The organism is Flavobacterium zhairuonense (assembly GCF_004352915.1).
GTDB lineage: Bacteria > Bacteroidota > Bacteroidia > Flavobacteriales > Flavobacteriaceae > Flavobacterium > Flavobacterium zhairuonense.
The window spans coordinates 144,517-165,413 of sequence record NZ_SJSY01000065.1; the positions used below are offsets into that span (position 1 = coordinate 144,517).

Annotated in this window: 14 protein-coding genes; 13 read left to right on the plus strand and 1 reads right to left on the minus strand. The window is 35.8% G+C overall.

Going from position 1 to position 20,897, the window contains the following annotated elements:
* Positions 1-27 precede the first annotated feature (27 nt).
* The 13 genes from EYY60_RS04105 (at position 28) to EYY60_RS04160 (ending at position 19,130) form a co-directional block, all read left to right on the plus strand.
* Positions 28-1,944: an arylsulfatase gene (locus EYY60_RS04105; protein WP_132988128.1), complete on the plus strand. Its 1,917-nt coding sequence runs from the start codon at positions 28-30 to the stop codon at positions 1,942-1,944.
* Between the two features lie 282 nt (positions 1,945-2,226).
* The gene (locus tag EYY60_RS04110; RefSeq protein WP_132988129.1) at positions 2,227-3,279 is read left to right on the plus strand and encodes a sterol desaturase family protein; all 1,053 of its coding nucleotides are present in this window, start codon (positions 2,227-2,229) and stop codon (positions 3,277-3,279) included.
* A 10-nt stretch (positions 3,280-3,289) separates the two neighbouring features.
* Positions 3,290-4,012, plus strand: a complete 723-nt coding sequence (locus EYY60_RS04115; protein WP_132988130.1) for a thioredoxin domain-containing protein — start codon at positions 3,290-3,292, stop codon at positions 4,010-4,012.
* 178 nt (positions 4,013-4,190) lie between these two features.
* Entirely contained in the window at positions 4,191-5,807 is a 1,617-nt protein-coding gene (locus EYY60_RS04120; RefSeq protein WP_132988131.1) for a sulfatase-like hydrolase/transferase, read from the plus strand.
* A gap of 239 nt (positions 5,808-6,046) precedes the next feature.
* Positions 6,047-7,306: a YeiH family protein gene (locus EYY60_RS04125; RefSeq protein WP_132988132.1), complete on the plus strand. Its 1,260-nt coding sequence runs from the start codon at positions 6,047-6,049 to the stop codon at positions 7,304-7,306.
* A gap of 730 nt (positions 7,307-8,036) precedes the next feature.
* Positions 8,037-9,692, plus strand: coding sequence for an arylsulfatase (locus EYY60_RS04130; RefSeq protein WP_132988133.1), 1,656 nt, complete (start codon positions 8,037-8,039; stop codon positions 9,690-9,692).
* A gap of 30 nt (positions 9,693-9,722) precedes the next feature.
* A complete protein-coding gene (locus EYY60_RS04135) occupies positions 9,723-10,307 on the plus strand; it encodes a serine O-acetyltransferase (protein ID WP_317128848.1) in 585 nt (194 codons plus the stop codon).
* The gene (locus EYY60_RS22545; RefSeq protein WP_317128849.1) at positions 10,304-10,543 is read left to right on the plus strand and encodes a hypothetical protein; all 240 of its coding nucleotides are present in this window, start codon (positions 10,304-10,306) and stop codon (positions 10,541-10,543) included. The genes EYY60_RS04135 and EYY60_RS22545 overlap by 4 nt, the downstream gene beginning before the upstream one ends.
* A gap of 15 nt (positions 10,544-10,558) precedes the next feature.
* Positions 10,559-11,470: a cysteine synthase A gene (cysK, locus tag EYY60_RS04140; RefSeq protein WP_132988134.1), complete on the plus strand. Its 912-nt coding sequence runs from the start codon at positions 10,559-10,561 to the stop codon at positions 11,468-11,470.
* Between the two features lie 61 nt (positions 11,471-11,531).
* Entirely contained in the window at positions 11,532-12,452 is a 921-nt protein-coding gene (locus EYY60_RS04145; protein ID WP_132988135.1) for a family 2A encapsulin nanocompartment shell protein, read from the plus strand.
* Positions 12,436-14,358 carry a family 2A encapsulin nanocompartment cargo protein cysteine desulfurase gene (locus EYY60_RS04150; RefSeq protein ID WP_132988136.1) on the plus strand — a complete coding sequence of 641 codons (1,923 nt, stop codon included), beginning with the start codon at positions 12,436-12,438 and terminating at the stop codon, positions 14,356-14,358. Before EYY60_RS04145 ends, EYY60_RS04150 begins: the two co-directional genes overlap by 17 nt.
* A gap of 382 nt (positions 14,359-14,740) precedes the next feature.
* Entirely contained in the window at positions 14,741-17,725 is a 2,985-nt protein-coding gene (locus EYY60_RS04155) for a SusC/RagA family TonB-linked outer membrane protein (RefSeq protein WP_132988137.1), read from the plus strand.
* A gap of 10 nt (positions 17,726-17,735) precedes the next feature.
* On the plus strand, positions 17,736-19,130 hold the full coding sequence (locus tag EYY60_RS04160; protein WP_132988138.1) for a RagB/SusD family nutrient uptake outer membrane protein: 1,395 nt from the start codon (positions 17,736-17,738) through the stop codon (positions 19,128-19,130).
* Between the two features lie 150 nt (positions 19,131-19,280).
* Here the strand turns inward: EYY60_RS04160 and rocD are convergent, their stop codons facing one another.
* The gene (gene rocD / locus EYY60_RS04165) at positions 19,281-20,531 is read right to left on the minus strand and encodes an ornithine--oxo-acid transaminase (RefSeq protein ID WP_132988139.1); all 1,251 of its coding nucleotides are present in this window, start codon (positions 20,529-20,531) and stop codon (positions 19,281-19,283) included.
* Positions 20,532-20,897 lie beyond the last annotated feature (366 nt).

A 20,897-nucleotide genomic window follows, 5' to 3' on the forward strand; every position in this document is an offset into this window, starting at 1 on the left:
AAAACCTTAACTAATAAACTATAAAAAATGAAAAATTTAAATTTTAATACTGCTTTCAAAAGCCCTAAAAAAGGGCTTTTGATTACTGCTATCCTAATTGCACAATTAGGATTGGCGCAAGAAAATCAAGAATTTAAAGGTACAATTGGAAAAACTTTGGCAGATTCAAAAGAATATTGGCCAGAGCCCGTAACTGCGCCAAAAGGAACCCAAAATATTGTTTGGATTTTACTAGACGATGTTGGATTTGGAGCTTCTAGTGCTTTTGGAGGTTTAATCAATACGCCTACTTTTGAAAACTTGGCAAATAATGGTTTGCGCTATACTAACTTTCATACTACGGCAATTTGTGCTCCAACGCGCGCCGCTTTACTGACAGGAAGAAACTCAGGAAGAGTTCACGTAAGCGGCTTTTCGCATACTATTTTATCGGCAGGATTTCCTGGCTGGGATGGAAGAATTCCTTCGGATAAAGGAACAATCGCAGAGATTCTTCGTGAAAACGGTTATAACACTTTTGCAGTTGGAAAATACGGTATTACACCGGATGAAGAAGCTTCAGATGCAGGACCTTTCGATAGATGGCCAACTGGAAAAGGTTTCGATCATTTCTACGGATTCCTAGGTTCTCAAACTGATCAATACAATCCTGATTTAGTGGAAGACCAAGTTCATATCAAGCCAGATGGCCGTCATTTGAATGAATTAATTACAGATAAAGCAATCAGTTATATCCAAAAACAACAAAAAGCAGCACCGGGAAAACCGTTCTTTTTATACTATGCACCGGGCGCAGCACACGCACCTCATCAGGTTGCCACAAAATGGAGCGATCCTTACAGAGGAAAATTTGATAAAGGCTGGGATGCTTACCGCGAAGAAGTTATTGCCAACCAAAAGAAACTGGGCGTAATTCCTGCAAATGCAGTTTTGCCAGAACGCAACCCGTTGATCACAGACTGGAAAAAATTATCTCCAGACCAGAAAAAAGTCTATGCAAGATTTATGGAAGTTTACGCTGGATTCCTTACTTATACTGATTATGAAGTGGGAAGAGTGGTTAATTATCTAAAAGAAAGTGGACAATTGGACAATACTTTAATTTTCGTAGCAATTGGAGATAACGGGGCAAGTAAAGAAGGAACTACCGAAGGGACAATCAACCAAAGCTTGTTTTCTCAAGGAGTATCTGACGAGGAAAATTTGAAGAAAAACTTAGCGAATATTGATGAAATTGGGACTCCAAAAGGTCTAAATACAAACTATCCTTTAGGATGGGCTCAGGCAACAAATGTTCCGTTTAAAAACTGGAAACAAGATGCTCAATCTGAAGGAGGAACTCATAATCCGTTGATTGTATTTTATCCAAACGGAATTAAAGACAAAGGCGGTATCAGAAATCAATACAGCCACGTAAACGATTTGCTTCCAACGACATTGGATATTGTGGGAATCAAAGCTCCAGAATACATCAAAGGAATTAAACAAGATATTATTCAAGGATCATCATTCAAAGCTTCTTTGGATAATCCAAAAGCCGAATCTTTGCATAAAGTTCAATATTATTATATCTTCGGAAACAGAGCGATCTACAAAGACGGATGGAAAGCCGGTGCTGCACATTTGCCAGATTCATTTGCTGTCAAGAAATCTTTCGGAAAAAATGAAAAACCTGCCGAAAGCAATTTTGATGCTGATGTTTGGGAACTTTACAACTTAAACGAGGATTTTAACGAGCGTAATAATCTTGCAGCAAAGTATCCTGAAAAATTAGCGGAACTTAAAAAATTGTTTGATGAACAAGCCAAAGAAAATAATGTTTACCCATTAATCGACTGGCAAGATGTTTACAACAGAAGAATCCACAATACAGGAGCTGACAAAAATAAAACAGTTTCTGACTTAATAAAACAGGCTACAAAACCTGGAGGAAGTTCAAATTAAGCATCATCAAACTTGCAAAATAAATTTATCAGAGCTTTTAAGCAATTAATGGCTCTGATAACTATTAAAAAATCTTAAATATAAATTCTACTAAATCCATAGAATTAGAATTATTTATTTTATTTTTACAACTACAACACTCTAAATCAAAAAGATATGAAACGAGTAGATTACGAAATCATCGGAAAAAAAATTATCGTAGGCGCGATTGTTTTTTTAGTACCGCTAGTCATTTTGGCGGGAGGTCTAGCAATAATTAATCAATTTTTAAAATAAGAAATCATGGCAATAGTTCAAAGAGAAAAACTAACAAGAGATTTGCTAATAAGTCTTTTTATATATTCGTTGCCAGTAGTGGCAATTTTCCTTTATTTCAAATTAAGCAATAATTTGGTAAGCGAATCGCATATCACCTTGCCTGCTTTTTTAGAATTTTCAAAACCTGCTTTTGAGCATATCAGAACTTGGGGATTAACGGTTTTTATGCTAGTTTTAGGCGTTATAGAATTTGCGGCAGGTTTGTACGATGACGAATGGACTGGTGAAGAACGCAAAATAGATATCGTTTGTTTTCTTGCTCCAAAATTGCTTTTGCCACCAGTAATTGCATTTTTCAGCTTGAAAGCGTTGCCATTTTTGATTCCAGATTTGGCTAATTCACTTTCTTGGGTTCCATTCTGGGGAGGATTTTTCCTGATCGCCATTGCCGATGATTTGACGCAATATTGGTATCACAGATTACATCATCAAGTTCCGTTTTTATGGCGTTTTCACAGAACACATCACTCGGCTCCGTATATGGGAATGGCAATGGCCTCTAGACAAAACTTTATTTATACCGTTTTCTTTTCTCAAATTTATTTGACAGCAACTTTAACGTATTTAGGTTTAGGATTGCCGGCTTTGTTTGTGTTAGTGATTAAAAGTTTCATCACTTTGGGAGCGCATTCAAGTATTGCTTGGGACAAACCGTTCTACAAATACAAAGTTTTACATCCAATTGCGTGGGGTTTAGAACGTTTGATTTCGACTCCTGCAACACATCACGCGCATCATGCTGACACTAGCGGAGACGGCGTTGGACATTTTAAAGGAAACTTCGGAAACATGTTTTTTATTTGGGATGTGATCTTCGGAACGGGATTAATCACACGTAAATTCCCAGAATCTTACGGAACAAAATCGTACAAACAAGAAGAATGGTATGCACAGTTTTTGTGGCCAATATTCAAATCTAAAAAAGAAGGAAGTTCTCTTGCTGAGGGTGTTTTATCACTTCCATCAAAAACTAAAGTTGTCGAAGAAGCTCCTGCTCCAGTATTAGAGCAAGTTTAATCATAAAAAGATGAAAAACTCAACTTTCAAAAATAGTTTGACAGCAATTGTATTTTTACTTGCAATTGCTGTCTTTTCGCAAAATAAAAGCAAAAATACGCTGACTTTAGATTCTTTTTATTCTAAAATCCAAAGCCAAAAAAGTCCGCAGATTATTGATGCGCGAGGTCCCGATGAATTTGCTTTGAATCATATTATTGGTGCTGTAAATTTCAATTTGGAATCTAAAGATTATGCAAAGCAAGTTGCAAAATTAGACAAAACAAAACCCGTTTTTATTTATTCCATTGGAGCTGGAAGAAGTGTTCAATTGCAAAATGAATTGCTTAAAAACGGTTTCGCTGAAGCCTATAGTTTAGAAGGCGGTATTGCCAATTGGATTGGTGGTGGGAAACCTTATTTTGCCAATTCTAAAAGTAAACTGACTTTGGCTGAATACAATAAAATTATTTCTGATAACAAAACGGTTTTAGTTGATATTGGCTCTGTTTATTGTGGCGCCTGCAAAAAAGTAAAACCGATTCTGGAATCCATAAAAGCACAATATGGAAGCAACTTGAAAATAGTTGAAATTGATCTGGAAGACAACACACAAGTCATTGCCGATTTAAAGACAATCAGAGTTTTCCCAACTTTAATATTATATCAAAATGGAAAAATCATTCTCAAAAAAGAAGGTTTTGAAAATTTGAAAAATGAGGTTGATGTGGCTTTGGCTTCGAAAATAAATTAATTTTCACAAGAAGATTTAACCGCATTTTTGTCATTTCGAGGAACGAGAAATCACACTAACAATTCGACAAAGATTGGCGACTATCTGTGCAGAGTTTCGCGTGTGATTTCTCGTTCCTCGAAATGACAAATCTTACCGAACAACCAGAAATACAAACCAAAAATTAACTCACCAAAATATGGCAACCTATAAAAAAATAACCAAAATTGGATTACCCATTTTAATAGTGCTACTAATTCTTGCAGCATTTTTATTCTGGCCCATAAATACCGATGGTACTTTAATAAAACCCAATGAAAAATTAGCTGAAGGAAAAGCTGCCTTTTTAGCGCAGAAAGACACTTCAACTTCTGAAAAAAAGCCCAACATCATTATTCTTCTTGCTGATGATTTAGGTAAATATGATATCTCTCTTTATGGAGGAAAATCAACTCCAACACCTCAAATTGATTCTTTGGCCGCTTCCGGAGTTACTTTTACAGATGGTTACGTTTCAGCTTCTATTTGTTCGCCATCGCGCGCCGGATTGCTTACGGGACGTTATCAAGAACGTTTTGGCCACGAATACCAGCCAGGCGATCGCTATCCAAAAAACAATCTGGAATATTACGCTTTCAAATATTTGATCAATACCAATAATTGGCGATTAAATGATAAAATCAATTACCCAAATGAAGCTTCTATAGCCACGCAAGGTTTACCACAATCTGAAATCACTTTTGCGGATTTGGCCAAGAAACAAGGCTACAGCACTGCAATTATCGGGAAATGGCATTTGGGGCATAACAAAGGATTTTTCCCTTTGGACCGCGGTTTCGATTATCATTACGGATTTTATCAGGCTTTTTCGCTTTATACGCCAGAAGATGATAATCCGGATATCATCAATCATCATCATAAAGATTTTACCGATAAAATGATTTGGGGAAATGGCCGTGTTGGAATTGGGCAAATTCGCCGAGATACAACCATTATTCATGATAAAGCCTATTTGACTGAAACTTTTGCCGATGAAGCCGAAGCTTTTATTGACAAAAATAAAAACAAACCGTTTTTGCTTTACGTTCCGTTCAACGCTCCGCACACGCCTTTTCAGGTTCGTAAAAAATATTACGATCGTTTCCCGAATGTAAAAGACGAGAATAAACGCGTTTACTATGCGATGATCAGCGCGCTTGATGATGCTATTGGAAGAATTAGAGCAAAAGTCAAAAAAGAAGGTTTAGAAGAAAATACGTTGATCATTTTTGCCAGCGACAACGGTGGTGCAGATTATACTTTTGCAACGACAAATGCACCTTTAAAAGGTGGTAAATTTTCACATTTTGAAGGCGGAATCAATGTTCCGTTTGCACTTTCGTGGAAAGGAAAAATCAAGCCGCATACCATTTATAAAACACCTGTAAGTTCTCTAGATATTTTCAGTACAATAGCTTCTGTGACTCATTCTGGTTTGCCAAAAGACCGTATTTATGATGGTGTCGATTTAATTGATGTGGTAAACAACAATAAAGAAGCGCATAAAGATTTATACTGGCGTTCTGGTGATGCAAAAGCGATTCGAAGCGGAAATTGGAAATTAATTGTAAGCGGCAAAACACACGAAACATGGCTTTATGATTTATCAAAAGACAAATCTGAAACTACCGATCTAGCTTCAAAAAATCCAGAAAAAGTAAAAGAACTTCAAACCGCTTTACAAAATTGGGAAAAAGGTTTGATTAAGCCACTTTGGCCTAATTTGACTTATTATGAATTCGATTTTGGAAAACAAAAATACTTTGTGGATTTGTAATTATAACTTTTTAGAAACCCGACAGGTTTTATCCCGAGGTTTCGGGACTGTCGGGTTTAGCGCTCATATCCAAAAATTAATTGCCTCCAGCTTCAGCTGGAGGTTTAAAGTCTGAAGTGCAAAAGGCTTTAGCCAAACTTTTTATTCGGCTAAAGCCTTTTCTATTCGCAAATCAGTTACCTCCAGCTGAAGCTGGAGGCAATTGAAATAAAATTTTAGAAGAATCAAATCAAAAACAAATGTCAACTCAACCCAAACAATTTAATATTCACGAAGATTGGACAGTGGTAATTCTGGGCTTCATAATCATCGGGATTTCACTTTTTATATTTCTTCCAGAAGTTCCTGTTTTCACTTGGTCAAATACTTCCGATTTATTTCAAAATGTATTTGATAGCGCCAATCTAAAAATCCTTTTCACACAATTTTTATATCTGATTGCTATCGGAACTTTTGGCACTTTTTTAATTGGAAAATCAATAAAATACTTTCTATTTACTTTTCCAATTGTTTATCTTTTAACATTGATTGCATTAATTCTGGCAGGAAATTCGGCAATAAAATCCATTAATTTAGAAGCTGTAATTTTCAGTTTGATAATTGGTTTAGCAATTGGGAATTTCTTCAAACTTCCTGACTGGTTTCGCTCGGCACTATCTACAGAATTATTCGTCAAAATCGGATTGGTTTTACTAGGAACCAGTGTAATTTTCTCTGATATCTTAAAGGCAGGTTCATTAGGCTTAATACAGGCTTTGGTTGTTGTTTTGTCTGTCTGGTATTTCGCCTTTTGGCTTTGCCGAAAATTAAAAGTTGATGATGAATTGACAATGATGATTTCCAGCGCCGTTTCAATTTGTGGTGTTTCGGCCGCGATTGCAACTTCTGGCGCTATCAAAGGCGATTCTAAAAAACTGTCTTACGTCATTTCAATCGTTTTGGTAACTGCCATTCCAATGATGATTTTCATGCCCATAATTGCCAAATATTTCAACTTTCCCGAAGAAGTCACTGGCGCATGGTTAGGCGGCAGTATTGATACTTCGGGAGCAGTTGTGGCTTCTGGGAGTTTGGTTGGCGAAACCGCTTTAAAAATCAGTACAATCGTAAAATTTTCGCAGAATGTTTTATTAGGATTAGCGGCTTTTGCTATATCGGTTTATTGGACTTACACACATAACAAATCAGCGGAAGTTCTAGAATCAAAACCTACTTTAAGTGTTATTTGGGAACGTTTTCCAAAGTTTGTTATTGGTTTCATTCTGGCTTCTCTCCTATTTTCTTTTTTTATTACTTCCGAAGTTCGTGATTCAGTAAAAGACAGTTTGAAGAATTTGCAGGGAATTTGGTTTGCTTTGGCTTTTACAAGCATTGGTTTAGAAACTAATTTTAAAGATTTGCTTGCTAATAACAGCCGAAAACCTTTGTATGCTTTTTTATTGGCACAATTATTCAATGTCATTGTTACGTTGATTATTGCTTATTTTTTGTTTGGATGATGATTTAACCGCGAAGTTCGCAAGGTTTTACGCAAGGTTCGCCAAGTTTTTTAAAAGCATTAATTATACGTCTTGTTTGTCATTTCGACGGAGGAGAAATCACACTAGGAATTCGACAAAGAAATTCGACAATCTTTGCGGAGTTTCTTGTGCGATTTCTCCTCCGTCGAAATGACAATCTTTATGGTTACTTTGTCAAAGTTTTAAACTTTGACAAAGTTCTTCCTAATTCTTTTTTATGCCACCAATTTCGCCAATTTTCACAAATTTAATTCGTGTGAATTCGCGTAATTCGTGGCAAATCATTTCTTTCTCACTTCTTTTTTCAAAAAAAAATCAAGATTAATTTGGTTTTTACAATATTAAATATAACTTTGTCTATAGAATTAGTAGAGTTTAATATTTAAAACTTACATTTTGAAAACAATAGTAAACAGAACGTCTTTCATTCTTCCTAAAAATTACGCCTATAACACTTTTTGTTATATGTGTAGCTGTTGTTAATCCTCACATTTGTTTGTCATGATTTTGCCTAAATCAAAAATCAGAACAAACCCCACTTTTACTCCAATTTCATTTACAATATGTTTTGCAATTCGCCTCAAACGAAGTTGCACAACAATGTTATATAATTAAGAATAAAGGAATTTCTGCGGCAACAGAAAATCGTCAATTAAAGAACATTTATCACTTTCAAAACAAAAAAACAACAAACAAAAAGCATTTTAAAATGAATACTAAAATTACCTCAATATTATTTTCTGCCTTGATAATCGGATCTGCAAGTTTTACAAAAACAAATGCTCAGAATACTTCAAAACCAAATATCATTCTGATTATGGTAGATGATATGGGCTATTCTGATTTAGGAAATTATGGTTCAGAAATCAAAACACCAAACTTGGATAAATTGGCGAGTGAAGGTTTACGTTTACGTGAATTCTATAATAACTCGATTTGTGCGCCAACCCGTGCTTCGCTCCTAACGGGACAATATCAGCATAAAGCCGGAGTTGGATTTTTTGATGTGAATTTAGGATTGCCTGCTTATCAAGGCTATTTGAATAAAGAATCTTTGACTTTGGGAGAGGTTTTCCGTTCTGGAGGTTATAGCACGATTTTATCAGGAAAATGGCACGTTGGCTCTGAGGATCAGGCGCAATGGCCAAATCAGAGAGGTTTTGATAAATTTTATGGCATCTTAAAAGGCGCTTCGAATTATTTTGATACAAAGCCTTTGCCTTTCGGGAAAACACCTTATCCAGTAAAATTAATTCGAAATAATGAAGAACTGCATCCAAAAGATGATTCGTATTATTTTACAGATGAAATTGGGAATAATGCTGTCACTTTCTTAGACGAACAAAACAAAGAAAACAAACCTTTTTTCTTGTATTTAGCTTTTACAGCGCCACATTGGCCGTTGCAGGCAAAACCTGTTGACATTGCAAAATACAGAGGAAAATTTGATGAAGGCTGGGATGTTTTGAGAGAAAAAAGAATCGAGAAATTAAAAGCCAATGGTATTTTACCTGCCAATCAGACTATTTCGCCAAGAGATCCAGAAGTTCCAGAATGGAGTAAATTATCTTACGACGAAAAACAATTCTGGAAAGCCAAAATGGAAGTTTATGCCGCAATGGTTGACAACATGGATCAGAATGTGGGGAAAGTTTTGGATAAACTAAAAGCCCTTAAAAAAGATAAAAACACGTTGATCATTTTCATTTCAGACAATGGCGCTCAAGGCGGATTCAATACTTACAATCCACTTGGAAGAGGTTTGGTTCGAAATGATGGTCCAGTTGGAACTTCGGGATCGTTTGATTATCAAGAACAAAACTGGGCTTATTTATCGAATACCCCGCTTCAGCAATATAAAAATAATATGCACGAAGGTGGTTTCAGTTCACCATTTATTGCTTGGTTTCCTTCAAAAATCAAAGCGGGAAGAATCGATAAAGGAACCGGACATATTATTGACCTTGCTCCTACTTTCTACGAATTAGCCGGAATTCAATATCCAAAAGAATATAATGGTATTACTGCAAATCCGCTTCCAGGGAAAAGCTTGCTTCCTGTTTTATTTGATAATGTTTCAGAAGTTAACCGAGGCGAACCGTTATTCTGGGAAAGAGCCGGAAACAGAGCGGTTCGTGACGGAAAATGGAAATTGGTTTCGATTTATCCATCATACGAATGGGAACTTTATAATCTCGAAACTGATCGTGGCGAAACAACAAATGTGGCACAACAAAATCCAGGAATAGTAAATAAACTTTCGGCATCTTATTTTGAATGGGCAGATCGAACTGGCGTTGTAGAATACAGCAAGTTCAAACTAAAACCAGAAGTAATGCCGGGTGGTGCATCTCTAAAGAAATAAAAATCTTTTTCTAACTATAAAATATTCCTTATGAGTACATTTTATCAAGAAATAGCAAAACAGCATCATGACTTAGTCATTCTGCCTGAGAAAAAATTAATCCATCAGTTTATAGATGATTTGTTTGTCATCTTATTTTCGAATACCTCAAAATCATTAGAATCTGAGGCAACAATCAAATACAAATTCAATCAGTTGGAAAAACAGTTTGATGACTTGGTTTTGGATTTTTCGCCAAAAAGCGACCAAAAACTACAAACTAAAATCTTTTTTGAAGCGATACCGCATTTGCACAAAAAAGCGCTTAACGATGCGCTAACTATATTTACAAAAGATCCTGCTGCCAAATCTCTAGAGGAAGTATTGTACTCGTATCCAGGTTTTTTCGCAATAGCCGTTTACCGATTTTCTCACCAGCTTTGGAAGCAGGATTTAAAATTATTAGCCCGAACAATTTCAGAGTACGCTCATATCAAAACAAGTATTGAAATTCATCCCGGAGCACAAATTGGAAGCGATTTTGCAATCGATCACGGAACAGGAATCGTGATTGGCGAAACAACAGTAATTGGCGATAATGTACAATTTATCAAGGTGTTACGCTTGGCGCTTTGAGTGTCAAAAAAGATGAAGCCTTCGTAAAAAGACATCCAACAATTGAGGACAATGTTATTATATATGCCAATAGTACCATTCTTGGTGGTCAAACCACGGTTGGAAAAGATTCTATTATCGGAGGAAATGTCTGGCTCACTTACACCGTTCCTTCAAATTCAGTTGTTTATCATAAAAACGAAATCAAAATTCGAGACAATAATCCTTTTCCAGCACCCATTTTTTATTCTATTTAAAATATCAAAACTCACATGAAATATCAAAACATTTTAGAAACAATTGGAAACACTCCTCACATTCGGTTAAACAAACTTTTTAAATCACATGAAGTGTGGATCAAATTAGAAAAATCAAATCCGGGATCCAGTATTAAAGATCGAATAGCACTTGCAATGATTGAAGATGCTGAGCAAAAAGGACTTATCAATGAAGACACCGTTATTATTGAGCCAACTTCAGGAAATACTGGAATTGGACTTTCATTAGTTGCAGCCGTAAAAGGTTATAAAGTAATTGTGGTAATGCCCGAATCAATGAGCGTTGAACGACGAAGAATTTTAAGTGCTTATGGTGCTGAATATGTATTGACTCCAAGAGAAAAAGGAACTTCTGGAGCAGTTGAAAGAGCTAAAGAATTAGCGGCAACAATAAAGAATTCATTTCTTCCTTCGCAATTCACCAATAAGGCAAATGTTGAAATTCATGAAAGAACAACTGCTCAGGAAATTTTAGCCGATTTTCCAGATGGCATTGATTATCTAATTACCGGAGTTGGAACTGGCGGTCATATTACTGGGGTTTCTAAAATTTTGAAACAGCATTTTCCAAATCTGCAAACTTTTGCCGTTGAGCCTGCTTTGTCGCCAGTTTTAAGTGGAGGACTTCCTTCTCCTCACCCTTTTCAAGGAATTGGAGCGGGATTTATTCCTGAAGTTTTCAACCGAGAATATGTTGATCAGATTTTAACGGTTGACAAAAACGAATCGTACAATTTCACTAAAAAGATTGCCAAAGAAGAAGGAATATTTGCTGGAATATCTACTGGAGCGGTACTTTCGGCAATTTCTAAAAAGTTGAAAGATATTCCAGAAAATGCTGTAATCCTGACATTTAATTACGACACAGGTGAAAGATATTTATCTGTAGATGAGCTATTTGAATAAAATTATGAATAACTTTAAGCAAACAAAAAATATATTATAAACCTATAAAACAACCAAAAAAATGGCAGAATCAAAACAACAACAGACCGCATTAGGCGATGTTGCAGCAAGACAACTCGCGATTGCAACTCGTACCGTACCCCAAATTGGAACCACTTCTCCACGCTGGCTGACGCATCTTTTGCATTGGACACCAGTAGAATCGGGAGTTTTTCGTTTAAACAAAGTAAAAAATGCCAACCACATTGAAGTCGATTGTTCTGCACGTGACGAAAGGGTTTTACCAAATACTTTTGTTGATTATATCGAAAATCCTAGAGAATATAATCTTGCAGCCGTTCAAACGATTGTAGAAGTCCATACGCGTGTTTCTGACTTGTACAGCAAACCATACAATCAAATTACAGAGCAGCTACGACTGGCAATAGAAACCATTAAAGAGCGTCAAGAAAGCGAATTAATCAATAATAAAGATTACGGATTATTGAGCAATGTCGCTCCTTCACAAATTATAAAAACCAGAACCGGCGCACCAACTCCAGATGATTTAGACGAATTGCTGACTAAAGTTTGGAAAGAACCTGGCTTCTTTTTATTGCATCCGCTTGCAATTGCCGCTTTTGGACGCGAATGTACTCGAAGAGGTGTTCCGCCACCGACAATTTCTTTATTTGGATCCCAGTTTTTAACTTGGAGAGGTATTCCGCTGATTCCATCAGATAAATTGCCAATCGTAAAAGGAAAATCAAAAATTATTCTGCTTCGTACAGGCGAAAGTCGTCAAGGTGTAATCGGACTTATTCAGCCAGGATTACAAGGCGAACAATCTCCAGGATTATCAGTTCGTTTTATGGGAATTAATGAAAAAGCGATTGCTTCTTACCTAGTTTCACTTTATTGTTCTTTAGCCATTTTGGTTGATGATGCCATCGCAGTTTTAGAAGATGTCGAAATAGGAAAGTATCATGAGTACAAATACTAACATAAACGGTTTGCCAAACATTGACGAACTGCAAAATTTAGCCAACGAGCTGTTCAGTGCTTTGCCAAATGAATTTCCGAAAGAAATTTCATTAAGCCCAGATAAAGCAGAACATCCGCGAGCGACAAAAATTGCAGAAACACTTTTGCATGCGGGCGGTGCCAATATTGTTGCTCCGTTTCAAGCGCAAAATCCGTTAAATGTTAATCTGGTTCCGCCTTCATTTAGCGGTTTTGGAGGCTCGCCTGCTAGTGCTTCTCAAAGTTCTAGCGCCGCTGCTTTATATCCAAACGCAGGTGCAGGTTATGATCCTAAATATGGAATTCCTTCATCTGGAATTCCAGAAGATAACGGATTAAATATTAATAATCCGCAGACAGGTTTTAACGATGTCAATTTAAAAAACAACGATACACCACAACTAAATGAAGAATCACTGTTTTCATCACTGTTTTTAAATGATCAGTATTTGCCTTTTCAAAGTGAGAATTCTTCTTTTGAAAATGAGTTAAAAGCGGCATTAGAAAGCGTTGATACTTTTTTTAGAAAGCATTCCGATTTTCCGTCAAGCGGAAATGAAAATTCGTATTATTTTTTAGAGCAGAATCCGTTCGTTTATTCGAAAAATACAAATGCTATTGTTGGAAATTCTTTTGGAACAAATCCATTAAGTGGCAGTACAAATTCGCATTTTAATGCCGAATTAATCAAAAAAGATTTTCCAATTTTAAGCGAAACTGTAAACGGAAAACCTTTGGTGTGGTTTGATAATGCAGCAACAACTCAAAAACCAAAATCGGTTATTGATCGTATTGCCTATTTCTACGAGCATGAAAATTCAAACATTCATCGTGCGGCGCATGAATTAGCGGCAAGAGCATCTGACGCTTATGAAGCGGCGAGAGAAAAAGTGAAAACATTTTTAAATGCTTCCTCTGTAAACGAAATTGTTTTTGTCCGAGGCGCAACAGAAGCAATAAATTTAGTGGCTTCAACTTGGGGAGATCAAAATTTAAATTCTGGAGATGAAATTATCGTGAGTAATTTGGAGCATCATGCGAATATTGTTCCATGGAAAAGATTAGCCGATAAAAAAGGATTAAAACTTCGCGTAATTCCGGTTGACGATGACGGCCAGATTTTGCTTGATGAATATGCAAAACTGCTGAATTCTAAAACGCGATTAGTAGCTTTTACACAAGTTTCAAATGCACTTGGAACTGTTACTCCGGCAAAAAAAATAACTGAAATGGCACACGCAGCCGGAGCAAAAGTCTTAATTGACGGCGCACAATCTGTTTCGCACATGAAAGTAGATGTTCAGGATTTAAATCCGGATTGGTTGGTTTTCTCTGGACATAAATTATTTGGGCCAACGGGAATTGGCGCGTTATACGGTAAAGAAGATTTGTTGAACGAAATGCAACCGTATCAATCTGGTGGAAATATGATTCAGGATGTGACTTTTGAGGAAATAAAATACCATAAAGCACCGAATCGTTTTGAAGCCGGAACAGGAAATATTGCAGATGCAATTGGCCTTGGAGCCGCCATAGATTACGTAACAAAACTCGGAATTGAAGCAATTGGCCAATACGAACATTATTTGCTTGAATATGCAACAAGACAACTGAAAGAAATTCCGGGTGTACGATTAATTGGTACCGCAAAAGACAAAGCGAGCGTATTGTCTTTTAATCTTCAAGGGTATACAAACGATCAAGTTGGTCAGGCTTTAAACAAAGAAGGTGTCGCAGTTAGAACCGGACATCATTGCGCACAACCTATTTTGAGAAGAATGGGGGTTGAAACTACAGTTCGACCTTCGTTGGCATTTTATAATACAACACAAGATGTCGATACTTTTATAAGAACCTTGTGGGAACTTAAAAAAGTCAAATTCTAAAATACTGAGACTATAGTCTCAAAAAAATAATTACTTTTTTTGATATTTTGAGTAATTATACCCAAAGCGGCTGTTTTCCTGAACAGCCGCTTTTTTACTTCAAATCTGATCGAAATAACCATATATTTCACAAAATGTTACAAATAACATGTTTTTTACTTGTTTTTATGTTAATTCACTTCATTTATCACACTAAACAAAAAGTTTTAATTAAAAATTAATCAATTTATTACACCCTTTTTTACAAAATAAGGTTATTTAAATTAAAAATGTTACAGATAATACAAAAATAATCAACAATGTTATATTTAATGTTAAAAAGAGACTTTTGCTTAACATTAATTTAAGATATTTGAAAGAACTAATTTAAACACAATAAAAAATGAAAATTAATTTAAAGCATTTTTTGTGGCTGATGCTCGTTTTAAGCGTGCAAATAGCTGTGGCTCAAGGAGGGGCAATTTCTGGAACCGTTACGGACAGTAAAGGAGTTCCAATTCCAGGAGTAAATATTGTAGTAAAAGGAACAAAAGTCAGTACTCAAACTGATTTTGATGGAAATTTTAAAATTCAAGCCAATACTGGCGATATTTTACTTGCTAGTTATGTTAGTTTTGCAACTGTTGAAGTAAAAGCTTCAAATTCCATGACAATCAGGATGGTTGAAACTCAAAATGAGCTCGAAGCTGTTCTTGTTGTAGGTTACGGTACACAATCAAAAAAGAATTTAACCGATAATATTGCGCGTGTAACTGCAAAAGATATTCAGCAAGTACCTGTTGCCAATGTACAAAATGCGTTAGTAGGTAAACTAGCCGGAGTACAGATTACACAAACTAATGGTAAAGTTGAAGGAGGAATGAACATTAGAGTTCGTGGAGCTGCGAGTATTAGTGCCAGCACACAGCCTCTATATGTTTTAGATGGCATTCCACTTATCACAGATGACGAGTCTAGCAATGGAGCGCCAACAAATCCATTGTTGACATTAAGCCCAAATGAAATAGAATCAATTGATGTATTAAAAGATGCTTCTTCTGCAGCAATTTATGGTGCTCGTGGAGCTAATGGAGTTGTCATCATTACAACTAAAAAAGGGAAAGAAGGCAAAGGAAATTTCTCTTTAAACTTCTCTCAGGGTATCAGCGAAGCTACTCACACTAAAAAATTCCTGAATGCAAAGCAATATGTTGAATTATTGCAAGAAGCTGGACGAAATGTTGATGATTTAGAATCTGTAGAAGATGAATTAGACTATTTGTCTCAAGGAACAGATTGGAGAAACGGAGAAATTGACACGAATTGGCAAGATATCGCTTTGCGCACAGGTTATACTACTGATGCCGATTTTTCTGTATCTGGAGGTGATGACAAAACAAAATATTTCTTTGCCGGAGCTTACAACAATACTACAGGAATTGTGGACAGCAATGATTTAGAAAGAATAACAGCGAGATCAAACGTTTCTCATAAAATTACAGACCATTTTACGGCCGGAATGAATATTGGTTTCTCAAGATCTGTTATCAATAGAGTTCAGGATGACAATTCATTCTCTACTCCAATGCAATCTCTTGCTCAAGCTCCAATTTCGCAAGCAAGATTAGAAGATGGAACTCCAAATCCAAATACAGAGTATGTCAATTATTTATTAGCAAAGGACAATACTTCTTGGAAAACCATTATGAGAAGAGTTACAGGAAAAATATTCGGAGAATTAAAACTGGTAAAAGGATTGAAATTCAATTCAGATTTTGCTTATGACTTATTGACTCAAACCGAAGATTATTGGCAAGGTAAAAATGCTCCTTTTATGGCAACTGATGGATCTGTATTTGCGACTTCTGTAAATACTGAAAGCTATATTTTCAGTAATTACTTTACGTATGATCTTACTTTTGCTGAAAACCATACTATCAATGCTGTTGCCGGTATGGAATTCAACAAATACAACAGAAGATACCAAGATGTAAACAGTATTTATTTCCCTAACGACGATTTTCACACTGTTGATGGCGGTGCTGAAGTCAACGAAGGACATGGCAGTGAAACGGATTATGCCTTTGTTTCTCAATTTGGGCGTTTCAATTATAGTTTCAAAAATAAATATCTTTTCAAAGCAAGTATTCGTCGTGATGGATCATCTCGTTTTGGAAAAAACGAGCGTTTTGCGGTTTTCCCAGCGTTTTCAGCTGGATGGGTTATGTCGCAAGAGGAATTCTTAAAAGACAATGCTGTTCTGAGTTATTTAAAACTAAAAGCAAGCTGGGGTCAGGTTGGAAATGCAGAAGTGGGTAACTTTGCTTCACGTCAATTGTACAGACCAAGTTCTTATAACTTAAAATCTGGACTGACTTTTAGCCAAGCTGGAAATGATAATCTTACTTGGGAGAAATCTTCTCAAACCGATGTTGGCGTTGAAGTCGGATTCATAAATAAGATCAATTTAGAAGTCGATTACTATGACAAACGTACTGATGGTCTTCTTTTTGCAAAACCTTTGGCTTTAAGTTCAGGTGCTACATCGATCAATACAAACATTGGAGAAATAAAAAGTAGTGGATTTGAAATTACTTTGAATACAAAAAATGTTGAAACCGAAAAATTCAAATGGACAACTAGTTTCAACCTTACAACAAACCAATCAAAAGTAAAATCACTTCCAAACAACAATACTGACGTTATTACAGATTATAACATCAATCGCGTTGGAGAAAACATTTCATCATTTTATTTAGTTGAATATGCTGGCGTTGATCCTGCAAACGGAGATGCTCTTTTTGTAAAAAACACTGTAAATGCTGATGGAAGTCTGGACAAAAGTACTACTAACGATTACAGCGAAGCTAAAAGAATCGTAGCCGGAAATCCTTTTCCAACTTTAATGTCTGGATTGACCAATACGATGAATTATAAAAATTTCGATTTTAACTTTACATTTCAAGGTGAATGGGGCGCAAGTATTTATAACTCTGCGGGAATATATATGTCGACAGCAGCAGATTATTTTGACAACCAAACCGCAGATCAGTTAAATCGTTGGCAGAATCCAGGTGATATCACAAACGTGCCTCAGGCAAGATTTGGAGGTTCAAACGGAACGCAGGAATCTACTCGCTATTTAGACAAAGCAGATTTCATCCGTTTACGTAACGTTACGCTAGGTTACTCATTACCTAAAGAAACTGTACAGAAAGCAGGAATGAGTAGTTTAAGAATTTATTTTACAGCTGTAAACTTGCTTACTTTTACAAATTATGAAGGAACAGATCCAGAAGCAAGAAGAGACGATTCAGGAATTGGAGAGGATTTTTACTCTGCGCCACCTGCTAGAACTATGGCAATTGGGGTAAATATTAATTTTTAAAAAGAACAAAATGAAAGCAAATAAATTAATCTTACTTATAATTTTCGCACTCTTTTTTGCAAGTTGTGAAGATGAACTAAACTTAGATCCTAAGCAGGCTGAAGACGCATCGGTTACTTTAAGTACCGAAGAAGGTATTACAAATATATTAACAGGAACTTATGCGATTGCCGCAAACGGAAATTCCTATGGCGGTCGCGTTTTACTATATGCCGACTTATTAGGTGTAACAGGCTCCTTAAGTACTACCGACCTAAGATGGAGAGGAACTTATGGCGAGCTAAGACAAATGTACCTTAAGACAATGATTTCTAACAATGTAATTATTGAAGGAACATATTCTAGACTTTACTCGATGATCAATGCTACAAATACAGTTATCGAAAATATCGACAAAGTAAAAGACCCAGATAAACAAGCTGTTATGATTGGAGAAGCAAATTTTTTAAGATCATTAGCTTATTTTGACTTAGTTCGATTTTTTGCAAAACCTTATGTAGCCGGACAAGCAAATTCTCAATTGGGAGTTGTAATCAGACCAAATGCCATTTACGATTTCAGCGCAGACCTTTCAAAAGAAAGAAGCACTGTCGATGAAGTTTATAAAGTAATCATTGATGGATTGAATTTGGCTTATACTAATCTTCCTGAAGAGAACGGTTTTTATGCTGACAAATATGCTGCTAAAGCTTTATTAGCAAGAGTTTATCTGCAACAACAAAATTATGCGGCTGCAAGAGATGCTGCAAATGATGTTATTGAAAACAGCGGACATGGCTTGTCTCTTAAATATGCAGACGCATTTAATCACGATACCGATAAGACTGAAGATGTTTTTGCCATTCAAATCACAAAACAAACTGGTTTGAATGATTTGGTAACTTTTTATGCTTCTGAAGGAAACGGAGGTCGTGGAGGAGATTTCTCTATCAGAGACGCTTATTTAGAGAAATTCAGTGATCCTGATGATAGAGCGGTTTTTAATTATATCAACGATGATAATGGAAGACTTTTGACTTCTAAATATACAGATCAATTTGGGGATGTGCCACTTATTCGCTTAGCTGAAATGTATTTGATTAGAGCCGAAAGTAATTTACGCGCAGGAACAGCTGTTGGAAATACGCCACTTGACGATATCAACATTATTCGTACGAGAGCAAACGCCGATGAATTGACAACCGTTACTGTTGATGATATTTTGTTAGAGCGCCAATTAGAATTAGGAATGGAAGGATTTTTAATTCACGACATCCGCAGAACAAAACAATCTATTGATATTAGTTCAGATGGAGATGGTTCAGAGTTGATTCCGTATGATGCAGATAGACTGGTATTCCCTATTCCACTAAAAGAAATGGATGCCAACAAAAAAATCACTCAAAACCCAGGTTACGGAAGTTAGTTTTTTTTTAAGAGGCTAAGATACTAAGTCGCTAAGTTTCTGAGTTTTTTGAACATAGAAAAAGGTTCAAAGATTTATAGTTATTCTATAAAACTCTGAACCTTTCTTAATAAAAATCTTAGAGTCTTAGCGACTTAGTATCTTAGAACCTTATCTAAACTCATTCAAAGATTTTTCAATAATTTCAAGACATTCCTGAATTTGAGCTTCATTCATTACCAATGGTGGAGCAAATCTAATTTTATTTCCGTGAGTTGGTTTTGCCAACAATCCATTATCTCTAAATTTCAAGCAGATTTCCCAAGCCAAATCAGACTCTTCAGTACTGTTAATTACAATTGCATTCAAAAGTCCTTTTCCTCGAACGAGTTTGATCAAATCATTTCTTTCAGCAATTTCATTCAAACCTTTTCTTAAAATTGCACCAAGACGTTCTGCATTTTCAGCTAGTTTTTCTTCTTTTACAACTTCCAGCGCAGCAATCGCCACCGCAGCCGCGACAGGATTTCCACCAAAAGTTGATCCGTGCTGACCTGGTTTAATAACATTCATGATTTCGTTATTTGCCAAAACAGCCGAAACCGGATAAACACCTCCAGAAATTGCTTTTCCTAAAATCAAAATATCAGGCTGTACATCTTCATGATGAACTGCTAATAATTTTCCTGTACGTGCAATTCCTGTCTGAACTTCATCAGCAATAAATAAAACATTATGTTTTTCGCACAATGCTTTTGCTTTCGCCAAATAACCTTCTGACGGAACATAAACTCCAGCTTCTCCTTGAATTGGTTCAACCAAAAATCCAGCTATATTTTTTGAAGAATCTAAAGCTTTTTCAAGAGCTTCAAGATTATCATATTCAATTTTTATAAACCCATCTGTAAATGGCCCGAAGTTTTTACGCGCCGTTTCATCATTTGAAAATGAAATAATTGTAGTGGTTCTTCCGTGAAAATTATTCTCACAAACAATAACTTGCGCTTGATTTTCAGGAATTCCTTTTACTTCGTAAGCCCATTTTCTGCATATTTTTAGTGCTGTTTCAACTGCTTCAGCACCCGTATTCATTGGAAGAACTTTATCAAAACCAAAATAATTGGTTACATATTCTTCGTAATTACCTAATTTATCATTGTAAAAAGCACGCGAAGTCAAAGTCAGTTTTTGCGCCTGATCGACCATTGCTTTTACAATTTTTGGATGACAGTGACCTTGATTCACAGCAGAATAAGCCGATAGGAAATCAAAATATTTTTTTCCGTCAACATCCCATACATATACACCTTCTCCTTTTTCTAAAACCACAGGAAGCGGATGATAATTATGAGCTCCGTATTTATTCTCTTTTTCGATCAAAACTTCAGATTTTGACGAAAGTATGTTTTCTGTATGTGTCATAATAAGTTATTTTTCAAGCACAAAAGTATCAAAAATTCTTAAACAGGATATAAAAAAGTAAAAATTAAACTTTCATTTAATAAAAATAAGTCAAATTAAATTTTTAAAACAAATAAAAGTCAAATTAACACATCTCATATTCTCGTTTTATTCCCAATTATTGAAAAAAAATATTACTTTTATGAATCATTTGATTCGATAATTGTAAAGTCCCTACGGGACAAAAGGTTTGGAGCCATACGTTTTTCTACCGATATTCCATCTCTAACGAGATGGGATTGTAAAAGATTGATTTAAAATCCCGATAGGGGTTCGATATCGGTAAAAACTACCGATATTCCATCTCTAACGAGATAGGATTGTAAA